Annotated in this window: 9 protein-coding genes and 2 pseudogenes; 8 read left to right on the top strand and 3 right to left on the bottom strand. The window is 70.5% G+C overall.

The window, feature by feature from the left end:
* Nucleotides 1–35 precede the first annotated feature (35 nt).
* The 4 genes from BMY97_RS02395 (at nt 36) to BMY97_RS02410 (ending at nt 5633) form a co-directional block, all read left to right on the top strand.
* On the top strand, nt 36–1292 hold the full coding sequence (locus BMY97_RS02395) for an aspartate aminotransferase family protein (RefSeq protein ID WP_091611745.1): 1257 nt from the start codon (nt 36–38) through the stop codon (nt 1290–1292).
* A 3-nt stretch (nt 1293–1295) separates the two neighbouring features.
* A complete protein-coding gene (locus tag BMY97_RS02400) occupies nt 1296–1796 on the top strand; it encodes a DUF3830 family protein (protein WP_091611747.1) in 501 nt (166 codons plus the stop codon).
* 878 nt (nt 1797–2674) lie between these two features.
* Nucleotides 2675–4048 (top strand): FAD-binding oxidoreductase, encoded by a 1374-nt coding sequence (locus BMY97_RS02405; protein ID WP_091611750.1) that lies wholly within the window; start codon nt 2675–2677, stop codon nt 4046–4048.
* Between the two features lie 31 nt (nt 4049–4079).
* On the top strand, nt 4080–5633 hold the full coding sequence (locus BMY97_RS02410) for an acetolactate synthase large subunit (protein WP_091611754.1): 1554 nt from the start codon (nt 4080–4082) through the stop codon (nt 5631–5633).
* Between the two features lie 13 nt (nt 5634–5646).
* On the opposite strand, the pseudogene BMY97_RS02415 reads toward BMY97_RS02410, so the two are convergent.
* Nucleotides 5647–6724, bottom strand: a pseudogene (locus BMY97_RS02415) (MFS transporter); the annotation flags it as partial.
* Here BMY97_RS02415 and BMY97_RS48125 point away from each other — a divergent pair.
* Entirely contained in the window at nt 6660–6866 is a 207-nt protein-coding gene (locus BMY97_RS48125) for a hypothetical protein (RefSeq protein WP_245787148.1), read from the top strand. The pseudogene BMY97_RS02415 and the gene BMY97_RS48125 overlap by 65 nt on opposite strands.
* Before the next feature lie 36 nt (nt 6867–6902).
* Here BMY97_RS48125 and BMY97_RS02420 read toward each other — a convergent pair whose 3' ends face one another.
* Nucleotides 6903–7883 (bottom strand): hypothetical protein, encoded by a 981-nt coding sequence (locus BMY97_RS02420; RefSeq protein WP_143086102.1) that lies wholly within the window; start codon nt 7881–7883, stop codon nt 6903–6905.
* A gap of 110 nt (nt 7884–7993) precedes the next feature.
* Here BMY97_RS02420 and BMY97_RS02425 point away from each other — a divergent pair, with 110 nt between their 5' ends.
* The 3 genes from BMY97_RS02425 to BMY97_RS02435 all read left to right on the top strand — a co-directional run bounded on the left by BMY97_RS02425 (nt 7994) and on the right by BMY97_RS02435 (nt 11525).
* Nucleotides 7994–9220: a sensor histidine kinase gene (locus BMY97_RS02425; RefSeq protein ID WP_218156655.1), complete on the top strand. Its 1227-nt coding sequence runs from the start codon at nt 7994–7996 to the stop codon at nt 9218–9220.
* Nucleotides 9217–9891, top strand: a complete 675-nt coding sequence (locus BMY97_RS02430) for a response regulator (protein WP_091611759.1) — start codon at nt 9217–9219, stop codon at nt 9889–9891. The genes BMY97_RS02425 and BMY97_RS02430 overlap by 4 nt, the downstream gene beginning before the upstream one ends.
* 527 nt (nt 9892–10418) lie before the next feature.
* Nucleotides 10419–11525, top strand: a complete 1107-nt coding sequence (locus BMY97_RS02435; RefSeq protein ID WP_245787106.1) for an FAD-dependent oxidoreductase — start codon at nt 10419–10421, stop codon at nt 11523–11525.
* Here the strand turns inward: BMY97_RS02435 and BMY97_RS49480 are convergent.
* Nucleotides 11522–13854, bottom strand: a pseudogene (locus tag BMY97_RS49480) (GH92 family glycosyl hydrolase). The gene BMY97_RS02435 and the pseudogene BMY97_RS49480 sit on opposite strands and share 4 nt — an antisense overlap.
* Between the last annotated feature and the right edge of the window lie 10 nt (nt 13855–13864).

Below are 13864 nucleotides of genomic sequence, written 5' to 3' on the forward strand. Positions count from 1 at the left end.
ACAACCGTTCGAACCCAGCTTAGGAGCGCCGCCGCATGGCCCAGCTTTCCCCGCTGCTCAAGCAGGCAACGCCCGTCGTGGTCGACCACGGCGAAGGGGTGTACCTCTACGACGTCGACGGGAAACGTCACCTCGACTTCACCGCGGGGATCGGCGTGACCAGTACCGGCCACTGTCACCCGCGCGTCGTCGAAGCGGCCCGGGAGCAGATCGGCAAGCTCGTGCACGGCCAGTACACGACCGTGATGCACAAGCCGCTGCTCGAACTCACCGAGCGGCTCGGCGACGTGCTGCCCGCCGGACTGGATTCGCTGTTCTTCGCCAACTCCGGCAGCGAGGCCGTGGAGGCCGCGCTGCGCCTGGCCCGTCAGGCCACCAAGCGGCCCAACGTGATCGTGTTCCAGGGCGGCTTCCACGGCCGCACCGTGGCCGCCGCGTCGATGACCACCTCCGGCACCCGGTTCAGCGCCGGCATCTCGCCGCTGATGGCCGGGGTGCACGTGGCCCCGTTCCCGTACGCCTACCACTACGGCTGGGATCAGGAGACCGCGACGAAGTTCGCGCTGCGCGAGCTGGACTACCTGTTCCAGACGGTCTCCGGGCCGAACGAGACGGCCGCGTTCTTCATCGAGCCGGTGCTCGGCGAGGGCGGTTACGTGCCCGGCAACACCGAGTTCTTCGCCGGTCTGCGCGAGCGCGCCGACCGCCACGGGATCCTGCTGGTGATGGACGAGGTCCAGACCGGTTTCGGCCGCACCGGGAAGTTCTGGGGCCACGACCACTTCGACGTCTCCCCCGACGTCGTGCTCATCGCGAAGGGCCTGGCCAGCGGCTTCCCGCTGTCCGGCATCGCGGCCTCGCGGGAGCTGATGGAGAAGGCGCTGCCCGGCTCGCAGGGCGGCACGTACGGCGGCAACGCGGTCTCGTGCGCCGCCGCGATCGCAACGCTGGCGGTGATCCAGGACGAGGGCCTGGTCGAGAACGCCGCCGAGCGCGGCCGCCAACTGCTGGAGGGCGCGCGGCTGATCGCGGACAAGACGCCGGCGATCGGCGACGTGCGCGGCCTCGGCCTGCTGGTCGGCAGCGAGTTCACCACTGCCGGCGGCGAGCCGGACCCGGCCACGGCCGCCGCCGCCCAGCAGGCCGCGGCGAAGAGCGGCTTGCTGCTGCTGAGCTGCGGCGCTTACTCGAACGTGGTCCGCATGGTGCCGCCGCTGGTCGTCACCGCCGAGCAGGTCGACGACGCCCTGCGCATCTGGGGCGACGTGGTCGCTTCGGTCACGGGGAGCTGAGCCATGGCCCGCTACATCACCATCACGCTGGACAAGCGCGGCGTCACCTGCCGCGCGCGGCTGCTCGACGCCGAGGCGCCGCGGACCTGCAAGGCCGTGTGGGACGCGCTGCCGCAGAGCGGCTCGGCCTACCACGCGAAGTACGCGCGCAACGAGGTCTACACCCTCGTGCCGCCCTTCGCGGAGCCCAAGCCGGGCCGGGAAAACCCGACGATCACCCCGATCCCCGGCGACGTCGTCTACTTCGGATTCGAAGCGTGGGAGATCGGCAATCCCGCGTACGGCTACGACGACGGCAGCGAGGCCCACAGCGACCAGGGCGCCACCGACCTCGCGATCTTCTACGGCCGCAACAACCTCCTCATCAACGGCGACGCCGGCTGGGTGCCCGGCAACGTGTTCGCCACCATCGAGGAGGGCCTGGCCGAGATGGCGGCGGCCGCGCAAGACCTGTGGCTGCGCGGTGTCGAAGGCGAGACGCTGTCGTTCGCCCGCGTCGACTGACTCGTTCTGCCGTGAAGGGCTCCTTGCCTGCGTCTCGCGGGTGAGGAGCCCTTCACGAACCTGGCCACTCGTTCGGGCCGAGACCCCGTCGAGGGTGGTCCGTCCACACTGTTCAGTGAAGGCCGGATGACCGTCGGTGATCATGCGACGAGACCAGGAAATCGGTGGCAGCACGGGAAAATCGCGTCAGTCCAGCTTGCTGATCACCCGGCCGTGTGAACCTGACGGACTCACCATTCGTGGCAGGCCTCTCACCGGTTCGTGTCAGCGCCCCGCCCACTTGCCCTAGCCGACTTCTGCTACCCAGAGTGATCATCGGGCGTTTCGCTACGCACTGTGGCCGCAGCCGAGTCAAGTCACCCCCGCCGGAGAACACGAAAGCCTTACGCGTTTACGGTGGGAAGATTCTCGGCATCCACCGGTACGGGCAAAGGCTTTTTGACAACGGGCCAGCGTGGTGAAAATCTTCAATCGTTCCTCGCGAGGGCACAACTGAACACGAAAATCCGAACAAGGAGCCCCTCAATGCAGCTTTTCACCCAGCACGCGCACCACTGCCACGACCTGATCACGGGTGTGCTGGCCCACCTGGCGCACGTGCTCGGCTGGCTTGTCTGATCTCCTGAGCAGGATTAACCGAGAGGCCGGCCTGTTGGCGCGGGCCGGTCTCTCGGCCTTCATTTCGTAATTTCCACACCACCCGATTCAAGGGTGGCCTTTGTGCATTTCTGGGAATTGTTTCAGCCACGTTTCCGCGGGCCGCCGTGACGCTCACCGGCGGTCACCCCGGGCAAACGTGAACAGGTTTCATGGCCAGCTCACCACACGACGTACTACGCTTCGGGCACAGGCGAAGGCGCGTGAGGAAGAGGCTGCCGATGGGCGACGTGACGGCACAGCTGGCCGCGATCGTCGGGGAGGCGAACCTGCTCACGGGCGAGGCCATCTCCGACGACTACGCGCACGACGAAGCTCTCAGCTCTCCGCCGCAGAAGCCCGCGTACGTCGCGAAGCCCGCTTCGGCCGAAGAAGTCGCGGAGCTGCTGAAGGCCGCTTCGACGGCGAGCGTGCCCGTCACCGCGCGCGGGTCCGGCAGTGGTCTGTCGGCCGCCGCGCGCCCGTTGGCCGACGGCCTGGTCATCTCGTTCGAGCGGATGAACGCGGTGCTGGAGATCGACGTCGAGAACCACGTCGCCGTCGTACAGCCCGGCGTCACGCTGGCGGAGCTGGACGAGCGGGCCGCCGCCGCGGGCCTCACGTATCCCGTTTACCCCGGTGAGCTGAGCGCGACCATCGGCGGCACCGTCGGCACCAACGCGGGCGGCATGCGCGCGGTGAAGTACGGCGTCACGCGCAACAATGTGCTGGGCCTGCAGGCCGTGCTGCCGACGGGCGAGATCATCCGCACCGGCGGGCGCACGTCGAAGGTGTCCACCGGTTACGACCTCACGCAGCTGATCGTCGGCTCCGAGGGCACGCTGGCGCTCGCCACCGAGGTGATCGTGAAGCTGCACCCGCGGCTGCCGCACGGCGCCACGGTGCTCGCCCCGTTCGACGACCTCGACCAGGTGATGGCCGTGGTGCCGAAGATCGTGGCGAGCGGGCTGGCGCCGCACATCCTCGAGTACATCGACAACATGACGATGGCCGCGATGGTCTACAACGAGAAGCTCGAGCTGGGCGTGCCGGACGCGATCCGCGAGCGTTCCCAGGCTTATCTCTTGGTGGCGCTGGAAAACAGCGACACCGGACGGCTGGGCGAGGACGTCGAGACGCTCGGCGGGCTGCTGGACGAGCTGGGCGCGCTCGAGGTCTACGTCCTCGAAGGCGGCTCGGCGCGCAAGCTGGTCGAGGCGCGGGAGAAAGCGTTCTGGTCAGCCAAGGCGGCGGGTGCCGACGACGTGGTCGACGTGGTGGTGCCACGGTCGGCGATGCCGGTTTTCCTGGCCAAGGCCCGGGAACTCGCGCTCGCGGCCGGCGGCGGCGTGATCGGCTGCGGGCACGCCGGCGACGGCAACGTCCACCTCGCGGTCTTCTGCAAGGACCCGGAAGCCCGGACGAACCTGCTGACCGGCGTCTTCGCCTACGCCATGGAGCTGGGCGGCGCCATCTCCGGCGAGCACGGCCTCGGCCGGACCAAGGCCAAGTACTACCTGAAACTCGAGGACCCGGCGAAAGTCGAGCTGCTGCGCCGGATCAAGTCCGGCTTCGACCCCGCCGGCATCCTCAACCCCGGTGTCCTCTTCGGCTGAGCACCCGGTCTCCGACCAGAAAGCGAGCACCATGAACGGCGCCCAGTCCCTGATCCGCACGCTCGTCGACGCCGGGGTGGAGGTGTGTTTCTCGAACCCCGGCACGTCGGAGATGCACTTCGTCGCGGCGCTCGACTCCGTGCCGGAGATGCGCGGTGTGCTCGGGTTGTTCGAAGGAGCCGTGACCGGCGCGGCGGACGGCTACGCGCGGATGGCGGGCAGGCCGGCCGCGACGCTGCTGCACCTCGGGCCGGGCCTGGGCAACGGGCTGGCGAACCTGCACAACGCGCGGCGCGCACACACGCCGATCGTCAACATCGTCGGCGATCATGCGACGTACCACAAGAAGTACGACGCGCCGCTGGAGTCGGACATCGATGCGATCGCGAGCTCGCTGGAGGGCTGGGTCCGGCGGTCCGAGCACACCAAGGACGTCGGCGCGGACGCGGCGGCGGCGGTCGCGGCGGCGCAGGACGCGCCCGGCCGGATCGCGACGCTGATCCTGCCCGCGGACGCTTCGTGGGGCGAAGGCGGCGAGACGTGTACGCCGATTCCGCCGCGCGCGCCACAATCCGTCGACGCGACGACGGTCAAGAAGATCGCCGAAGTGCTGCGCAGCGGCGAGTCCGTGGCGCTGCTCATCGGCGGCGCCGCCTGCCGTGAGCCGGGATTGCTGGCCACCAGCCGGATCGCGGCGGTGACGGGCGTGAAGGCGTTCGCGGAGACGTTCCCCGCGCGGCTGGAGCGCGGCGCCGGCCTGCCCTCGATCGACCGGCTCGGCTACCTGGCCGAGCAGGTGGCCTACCAGCTCGACGGCGTGAAGCACGTGATCGTGGCCGGAACCAAGCCGCCGGTGTCGTTTTTCGCCTACCCCAGCAAGCCGAGCGACCTGGTGCCGGAAGGCGCGCAGGTGCACGTGCTCGCCGAGGTGGGCCAGGACGCGACGGGCGCGCTGAACGACGTCGCCGCCCTCGTCGCCCCGGACACCGCGCCGGTGCTGCAGGAGGCTTCGCGCCCGGCGCTGCCGAGCGGCCCGCTGACGGCGCAGAACTGGGCCGACGTGATCGGCGCGCTGCTGCCCGAGCGCGCGATCATCGCGGACGAGGCCAACACGTCCGGCCTGCTCATCCCGGCCGCGACGGCCGGCGCCCCGCGCCACGACGTGCTCACCCTGACCGGCGGCGCGATCGGCTACGGCATCCCGGTGGCGACGGGCGCCGCGGTCGCCGCCCCGGACCGCCCGGTGGTGAACCTCCAGTCCGACGGCAGCGCGCTGTACACGATTTCGGCGCTGTGGACGCAGGCGCGGGAGAACCTGAACGTCACCACGGTGATCCTGAACAACCACGCGTACGCGATCCTGCGGATCGAGCTGCAGCGCGTCGGCGCCGCGCCGGACGGCCCGAAGGCCAACGACCTGCTCGACCTGAGCCGTCCGGACATGGACTTCGCGAAGATCGCGGAGGGCCTCGGCGTCCCGGCCACCCGGGCGACCACGGCGGACGAGCTGGCCGAGCAGTTCGCCCGCGCGCTGGCCGAGCCCGGGCCGCACCTGATCGACGCCGCGGTGCCTTCGCTGATCTGAGCCGCACGAGTCCTTAGGCCGCAACGGGTTCACGAGCGGTGGCGGCGCGGGCGCGTGGGACGAGGGCAGTGAAGCCCAGCCCCACCGCCGCGACCGCGAACGTCGCCCGGAAACCCGTGAGGGACGGCCAAGTCAGGCCGCCGGCGGTGATGGTCAGCTGGGCGAGCATGGTGGCCATCACCGCGCTGGAGGTGGACGTGCCGACCGAGCGCATCATCTCCAGCGCGTTGTCCATCAGCAGGATCGCGAAAACGTAGCCCAGCGCGATCACCACGGCACCGGTCATCAGCGTGGTTCGCGCGCCGTAACGGTTGGTCAGCCGCGCCGAGACCGGGGACAGCAGCATCATCACCAGCCCGTTCGGCGCCAGGCACAGACCGGCCTCGACCATCGTGCGGCCGAGGCCGTAGCCGGTGGACGACGGCGCCTGCAGCAGCTGCGGGAACGACAAAGCCATCGCGTAAATGGCAAAACCGACCATGATCGACGCCAGGTTGGTGAACAGCACCGGCCGCGGCGGCGAATCCGAGCGTGCGCGGGCTGCCCCAGCTCCACGTGGCGCCCTTGACGATCGGGAGCAGCAGACAGGTCAGCCCGGCCACGAGGCCGAGCGCGCCCAGGTAGTCGAACGGCGCGGGCGTGCGCACCGGCGACTCCGGCACGTACCGCAGGATCAGCAGCGCGCACGCCAGCCCGAGCGCGGCGGAGCCCCAGAACAGCACGTGCCAGTCGGTGTTCTGCGCGACCACCGCCGCCAGCGGCAGGCCGATCGCGCCGCCGACCCCGAGCGTCGCGCTCATCAGGGAGATCGCGCCGCTGACGCGGGCGGCCGGCAGCTCGTCCCGCATGATGCTGATACCCAAGGGAATCACGCCCATCGCGCAGCCCTGGAGCCCGCGGCCGGCCACCATCAGCGCGAGCGAGCTGGTCAGCGCCGAGAGCACCGAGCCGGCCACCAGCACGGCGAGGCTCGCCAGCAGCACCCGCCGCTTGCCGTAGAGGTCGCCGAGCCGGCCGCTCACCGGCGTGATCACCGCCGCCGCGAGCAGCGTGACGGTGACGACCCACGACGCGTCCGCCGTGGCGTCGTGCGAGCTGGTCGCGTCGTTCATGCAAACGCTGGTCGTGCCGCTCATCCCGGCGTTTCCGCAGCTGCTCGGCGCTTCGACTACCAAAACGCACGGTACCGGGCAGCACCGACAATCTTCGTGCTTCGTGATCGACCCGACTTAGCGGACTGAGCCGAACGGAGCAGTCATTCCGGACGCGTCATCCCCAGCTGTGGAATCCGTTCAGTGCGGTGAACAGGTACTGCGCGGCCAGCAGCACCACCGAAGCGACGCCGCCCCACCACGCCTTGCGGGACACGGGTTCGGCGCGCCGCCACAGGCTGACGCCGAGCGGGACGAACACGGCGGCGAGGAGCACCGCACCGGTGAGGGTGCTGAAGTCGGCGCCCTTCAGCACTCCGCTGTAGTGGGTCAGCATGAACGACACGCCGAGCGCGGGCACCCAGCCGAGCACCCTCGCCCGGTACGCGCCGATCGCGAGCACCGCCCACGCGAGGTTGTCGCTGCCGTCGAGGGTCTGCAGTACGTACCAGGCCTGGTAGGTGCCGCCCACCGCCCTCGTCGCGGTCTCCAGCCCTTGCGCGGGCACCAATTGCAGGGCCAGGAAGCTGATGCCGTCCTGGAAGATGCGCACCGTGCTGCCCACGATCGCGATGGTCGCTCCCCAGAAGGCCCACCCGGGCCGTTCCCGGCCGATCAATCCGGTCAGGGCAAGGAAAGCGGGAATCATCAGCACCAGGCCGGCGGTGTAGAGGCCGTACGAGGTGAGGATGGTTCCCGGCGCGCCGGCCATGGCAGCCAGCTGCGCGGGGAAGAAGAAGTCGTATCCCGCTCGGACCACCTCCCCGGCCAGCAACAGCGAGGGCGCCAGGATGAGCGAGGCCGCACCGAAACGGGATCCCGGCCAGCCGGTGACCGGGCCCGGTGCGCGCACTGTCATGGCCGCACCGGCACCCAGCAGCAGCCGGCCGGCGACAAGCCCCACCACCAGCGAACCGACCGTCGAAGCGATGGCCGAAAGCTCGGTTTCGCCCCAGCGCAGCTGACCGACTCCGAGCAGTTCGGTGAGTGCGAAGCCGCCCACTCCGCCCAGCACCACGGCCACGGCGAAAACGGCGATCGCCCGGAGATCGGCCGCGGGGCGCCTCGGTGGGGTCTCGGGCTCAAGCAATGTCGTCATCGGCACACGGTCCCGCGCGGGGACACCCGGCCGAGTCTGGCCGGAGTCCGATCTTCGATGTCTGACCTGAGTAGGACGCGGCGCGGCGAAACCGGCGGTAGCGTGCCGGTGTGGCGCAGCAGCTCGCCGGCCTGAACCGGCTCCGGGAACCCCGGCGTCATCGCGCGGTGGTGCTCGACGTCGCGGTGGCGCTGGCTTTGACGTTGCTGGTGCCCTACACCCTGCTCGACCCGCCCGGTCCGGCGTACCCGGGCCCGGTGTGGGTTGCCTGGACGGTAGGAGCAGCCGTGGGGCTGCCGCTGCTGCTGCGTCGCCGTTGGAGCATTCCGGTGCTGGCCTGGGTCGTGCTCGTCGCCGCGGTGGCGACCTTCCTCGGCATCGGCGGCACAGGGGCGTTGTGGGTGGCCTACGCGCCTGCCGCCGTGGCCGCGTACACAGTGGCGAACCTGACCGACCGGACCACCACGGCCGTCGCGGCGCTGGTCGCCTGCCTCGCAGCTGCCGCTGTGACGATCCCCAGGTTCTACAGTGCCCACCTGCCGATGGGCGCGTCGCACAGCGAAGTGCCGCTGTGGTGGCAGTTCGAGCTCGGGACCGTGGCCGTCCAGCTCAGCGTGGCCTGGGCGGCCGGGCGGGTGGTGCACTCGCGACGCGCGGCCAGAACCGCGTTCGCGCGTCACTCGGCGGTGGAGGCGGTGGCCGACGAGCGGCTCCGGATCGCCCGCGAGCTGCACGACATCCTCGGCCACAGCATGAGCCTGATCGCGATCAAGGCCACGGTGGCGGGCCGTCTCGCCGATGAGAACCCCGAACACGCGAAGGCCGCGCTGAGCACCATCGAGCAGACCAGCCAGGCCGCGATGGTCGAGATCCGCCGGCTGCTCGGGGTGCTGCGCCCCGCCGCTGACGACCCTGACGGTCCCGCCTTGAGCCCGCTGCCCGGCAGCGCGGACCTGCCCGCCTTGGTCGAGCGGCTCTGCGGCCCGGGCCTGGCGGCCGACCTCACGCTGACCGGAACGGCCGGCCTCCCGCCGAGTGTCGACCTGGCCGTGTTCCGCATCGTGCAGGAGGCGCTCACCAACGTGGTCGAGCACTCCGAGGCCCGGCACTGCCGGATCGCCGTGCGCGGGCTGGCCGGCGCGGTCCACGTCGAGGTCGCCGACGACGGACCGGCCCGCGCGGTCCCGCGCCGCCGTCCGGGCGGTGGGCAGGGCCTGATCGGGATGCGGGAACGGATCGCCGTCTTCGGCGGCACGCTGGCTGCCGGCCCGGTCGCCCGCGGCGGGTTCCGGGTCGTGGCCGAGATCCCCCGCACCGAGCCGGAGACCGCCTCGTGACGGCCCCGGACACCCGGGTGCTGCTCGCCGACGACCACGCGCTCGTCCGGGAGAGCTTCCGCGCTCTGCTCGAGGCCGAGCCCGGGCTCCGGCCGGTCGGCGAGGCCGGCACCGGCGCCGAGGCCGTCCGGCTGGCCCGCGTCCACCGGCCGGACGTCGTGCTGATGGACGTCCGGATGCCGGACATGGACGGGATCGAAGCCACCCGGCGCATCTGCGCCGACCCCGAGACGGCGTCGGCGCACGTCCTCATCCTCACCACCTTCGACCTCGACGAGTACGTCTACGCCGCGCTGCGGGCCGGGGCCGGCGGATTCCTGGTCAAGGACTCGACCGCGGCCGAGCTGATCACCGCCATCCGCGTGGTCGCCGCGGGCGAGGCACTGCTGGCGCCGCGTATCACGCGCCGCCTCATCGCCACGTTCGCCCGCCAGGGGCCGCCGGCCGGGCCCACCACCGCGGCGTTGCGGGGCCTCACCGAACGCGAACGAGAAGTCCTCACCTTGATCGCACGCGGCCTGTCCAACACCGAGATCGCCGAGAGTCTGTACATCGCTCTGGGCACGGTGAAAACCCACGTCGGACGCCTGCTGTCCAAGCTGGACGCACGCGATCGCGCGCAGCTGGTCATCACCGCCTACGAGGCCGGACTGGTCACTCCGGGCGGGTGACGCCGAAACGATTCGAGTCGACCGCCGAGAATCGATATCTACATCGAAGACGAGTTCCGAAAAGCGCTACTCCGGGTTAATGGATTAGAATAGCCCCAGGCCAGCGACTTTTCTCGTTATCTGTCGACACCATTCGACACCCACATGGACGTGCGCGCCAAACGATCACGCTCGGTCGCTAGTTCTCATCGTTCGGCCGCGTTTCCCAGGGGAACCTGGGAGATGATCATTCGTCCTTCGCGGCCGTCGCTACTGGCTCGCGCATCTCCGCACTACCACCCGCACCTCCCCTATCACGACACGAAGCCAGCACACGGCCGGTGGCCATTGTCACGATCAAGCTTCGGGATGGTGTTCACCGCCGAACGGGCGTAACACGGTATCGCCTGAAGGCGACCCGAGCAGTACGACCCATCGGCGAGGGAGGGCTCGACGTTGACTGGATGACTCAGACGCGCGGGGAACGATTCGGCAACAAAAGCGGCCGTGCGATGCCGTCCTCGTCCGAACGGAGCAGCATCACCGCGGTGCCGAACAGTTCTGAGCGACGAGCAGTGGTCGCGGGCGGCGGGGTCGTGGGTCTGACCACGGGGCTCGCCCTGCGCCAGGCCGGATTCGATGTGCTGGTGTGCGAGCAGGAGCCGCAGGTGCGCGGCATCGGCGCCGCGCTCGGGCTGTGGGCCAACGCGCTGGAGGTCTTCGACCGGCTCGGCGTCGGCGCCGGGATCCGCGCCGCCGGTCATCCGAGCGCGATCCGCTACCAGGACCCCACCGGGCAGGTGCTGGACGAGCACTACGCCGACCTCGCCGGCGTCGACTACCTGATGGTCACCCGCCAGCGGCTCAACGAACTGCTCGCCGAGGCCATTGGTCCGGACCACCTGCGCACAAGCGCCCGCGTGGTCGGTTATGAGGACCGGGCCGACGCCGTCACCGTGCGGTTCGAGGACGGCAGCACCACGGAAGCCGACCTGCTCGTCGGCGCCGACGGCGTCTATTCGAAGGTGCGCGAGCAGCTTTCACCCGGTTCCGCCGCGCAGGAATACCCGGGACACCTGGCGTGGCGCGGAATCGTGCCGGAGAGCGCGATCCCGGAGATCACCAGCGAACGGTTCGTGGTCGGGCGCGAGCGCACCCGCGGCGGGGTGGTGCGCAGCGGCGGCGGGCTCGCGTTCTGGGTGCTCGCGCAGCTGGGCGCGCAGTCCTCGGCCGCGTCCGGGAAGCAGGAAGCCCTTGCGCTCGTGCCCCATCTGCACGAAGGCGACTGGACGTTCCCGCTGCGCGAAGCGATCGAAGCGACGCCGGAAGACAAGGTGGTCCGCAATCGTGTGATGGCCGTGCCACGGCAAACGCGCTGGGTCGGGGGCCGTGTGGCGCTGGCCGGCGACGCGGCGCACGCGCTTTCGCCACACATCACTTCGGGCGCCTCGCTGGGCATCGAGGACGCCGCCGTGCTGGCTGACCACTTAGGACAGTCCGCCGACGTGCCCGCCGCACTCAAGGCGTACGAAGCCGGCCGGCTCCCGCGCTACGCCGAGGCGTACCGCCGGGTCGACGAGGTCGCCGAGGCCTCGGTGGAGCCGCGCGAGTTCGCCAAGGAGTTCTTCGGCTTCATCCGGTGGATGCTCGGCTAGCCGCCCCAGCCCGTCGGCGTCGGCGACAGGCGGAAATCGAGCGTGCCCCCGGAGCGGACGAAGGACGGGTCGAGTTTCCAGTCCCGCTGCGGATGTCCGCCACGGCGTACGTCCTGGATGTACTTCCCCGCACCGGAAGCGGTGATCGTCAGCACCGCGCCGCTGCCGGAGCGCACGACCGCCTTCGGGAACAGCGGGCTGGACAGCAGCAGCTCACCGGAACCGGGTGTACGCGGGTAGACGCCGAGCGCCGCGAAGACGTACCAGGCGGACATGGTGCCGAGGTCGTCGTTGCCGGGCAGCCCGGACGGGCCGGTGGTGTACACGGTTTCGGCCAGCTGCCGCACGGTCTCCTGCGTCTTCCACGGCTGCCCCAGCTCGTTGTACAGCCAGGGCGCGTGGATGTCGGGCTCGTTGGTCGGGTCGTACTTGAGCGGGCCGCCGCCTTCCAGCTGCCAGTTTCCTCCTGTGTCGTGGAAGAAGCCGTCGAGCCGGGCGGCGGCCGTGGCCTTGCCGCCCATCGCCGAGGCGAGGCCGGAGACGTCCTGCGGCACCATCCAGGTGTACGCCGCCGCGCTGCCCTGCGCGAAGCCGCGGTCGCTGGCCGGGTCGAACGGCGTGACCCAGCTGCCGTCGACATTGCGCGCCTGCGTGTAACCGGTGGCCGGGTTGAAGACGTTGCGCCAGTACTCGCCGCGCGCGCTCAGCTCCGCGGCCTCCTTGGTGCGTCCCAGCGCCTTCGCCCACTGGCCAAGCGAGTAGTCCGCGACCGAGTCCTCGAGTGTTTCCGCCGCGCCGCCCCAGCAGTGGCAGACGTCGTTCGCGGCGTAGTGGGAACCCAGGTACTGGGCCAAATTCGGCCGCTGCCCGACGCACTGGCCGGGACAGCCGCCGTCCTGCAGCCCTTCCGGGCGGGGCACGGTGGCCTGCCGGTACAACGACTCGAAGGCGCCGCGGTAGTCGAAGTTCCGCACGCCCATCGCGTAGAACGTGGCGAGGGTGGCCGCCGACGGGTCGCCGGTCATCACGTGCGTGGCGCCGTTGACGTGCACCCAGCGGTCCCAGACGCCGTTGTTCTGCTTGGCGTAGTTGAACAACGACTGCGCGAAGTCCCCGGCGACGCGCGGCTCCAGCAGCGCGAGCAGCTGGACCTGCGCGCGGTACTGGTCCCAGCGGAGAAATTGCCGTACTGCGCGCGCTGCCCGGGCGCGAGCCGATGCGGCACCTGGTCCATGCCGAGGTACTGGCCGTCGACGTCGTTGACCAGGTTCGGCTGCTGCAAGCCGTGGTAGAGCGCGGTGTAGAAGACTTTTCGCTGGTCCGGCGTGCCGCCGCCGATCGACACCCGGCCCAGCTCGTCGTTCCACGAGCGCCGGGTCGCGGCCGCCACGCTGTCCACAGTGGACGTCGGAGACTGTTCGGCCCGCAGGTTCCGCTCCGCGCCCTCAAGCGAGACGTACGAGATCGCGAGCCGCATGGTGACGTGGCTGCCGGGCGCGAAGCCGACGTACCCGCCCGAGCCGCGGCCGGCCCGGTCCTTGTCCGTCGCGTAACCCTCGCCGCCGGTCTGCGCCAGCCCGCCCGGCTGCAGCGTCGCGTCCTTCCACGTGCCGGTGCCGGTGAACGGCCGGTCGAACTGCGCGGTGAAGTACAGCCGGTAGTAGCTCTTGCGGTTGTTGACGCCGCCGTTCGCGCGGCGTCCGCAGAACGCGCCGGTGAGCACGGATCCGGTGACCTGCCGATGCGCCGGGTCGAGCCGGGTTTCGGCGTCCTCGCTGCCGTTCAACGAGTTCGACGTGCGGAACAGCAGGTTCGCGGGCTTGCCCGCGGGGAAGGACAGCGTGCCGGCGGTCGTGCGGTCGGTCGCGGCGAAATCGGTGGTGACGCCGTTCGCCAGGCCCAGCCGGTAACGCCCGGGTGTCGCGGACTCGTCGGCGTGCGCGAAGTCGCTCGCGTACACGGCGTCGGTGGTGTCCGCGCTCGGTGAAGAGGTGACGTCGCCGGTGAACGGCAGGATCGGCACGTCACCCGCCGCCCCCGGGTTGCAGCCCGCGCCGTTCACGTGGGTCAGGCTGAAACCGCGCAGCCGGGTCGTGTCGTACTGGTAGCCGTTGGCCGCGCCGGTGCTGGTCTGGTCGCCGCGGGTGCTGGTCGGGCTCCAGGCCAGCATGCCGAACGGCGCCGTCGCCCCCGGGTAGGTGTTGCCGTCGCCCGCAGAGCCGATCAATGGGTCGACGGAGGCGGCGAGATCAGCGGGCGAAGCCTCGGCCGGTGCCACGGCGGAGGTCAGCAGGACGGCGGTGAGGACCACCGTGACACGACGGCGCATGAGCGGACCC

The organism is Amycolatopsis saalfeldensis (assembly GCF_900110575.1).
Taxonomy (GTDB): Bacteria; Actinomycetota; Actinomycetes; order Mycobacteriales; family Pseudonocardiaceae; genus Amycolatopsis; species Amycolatopsis saalfeldensis.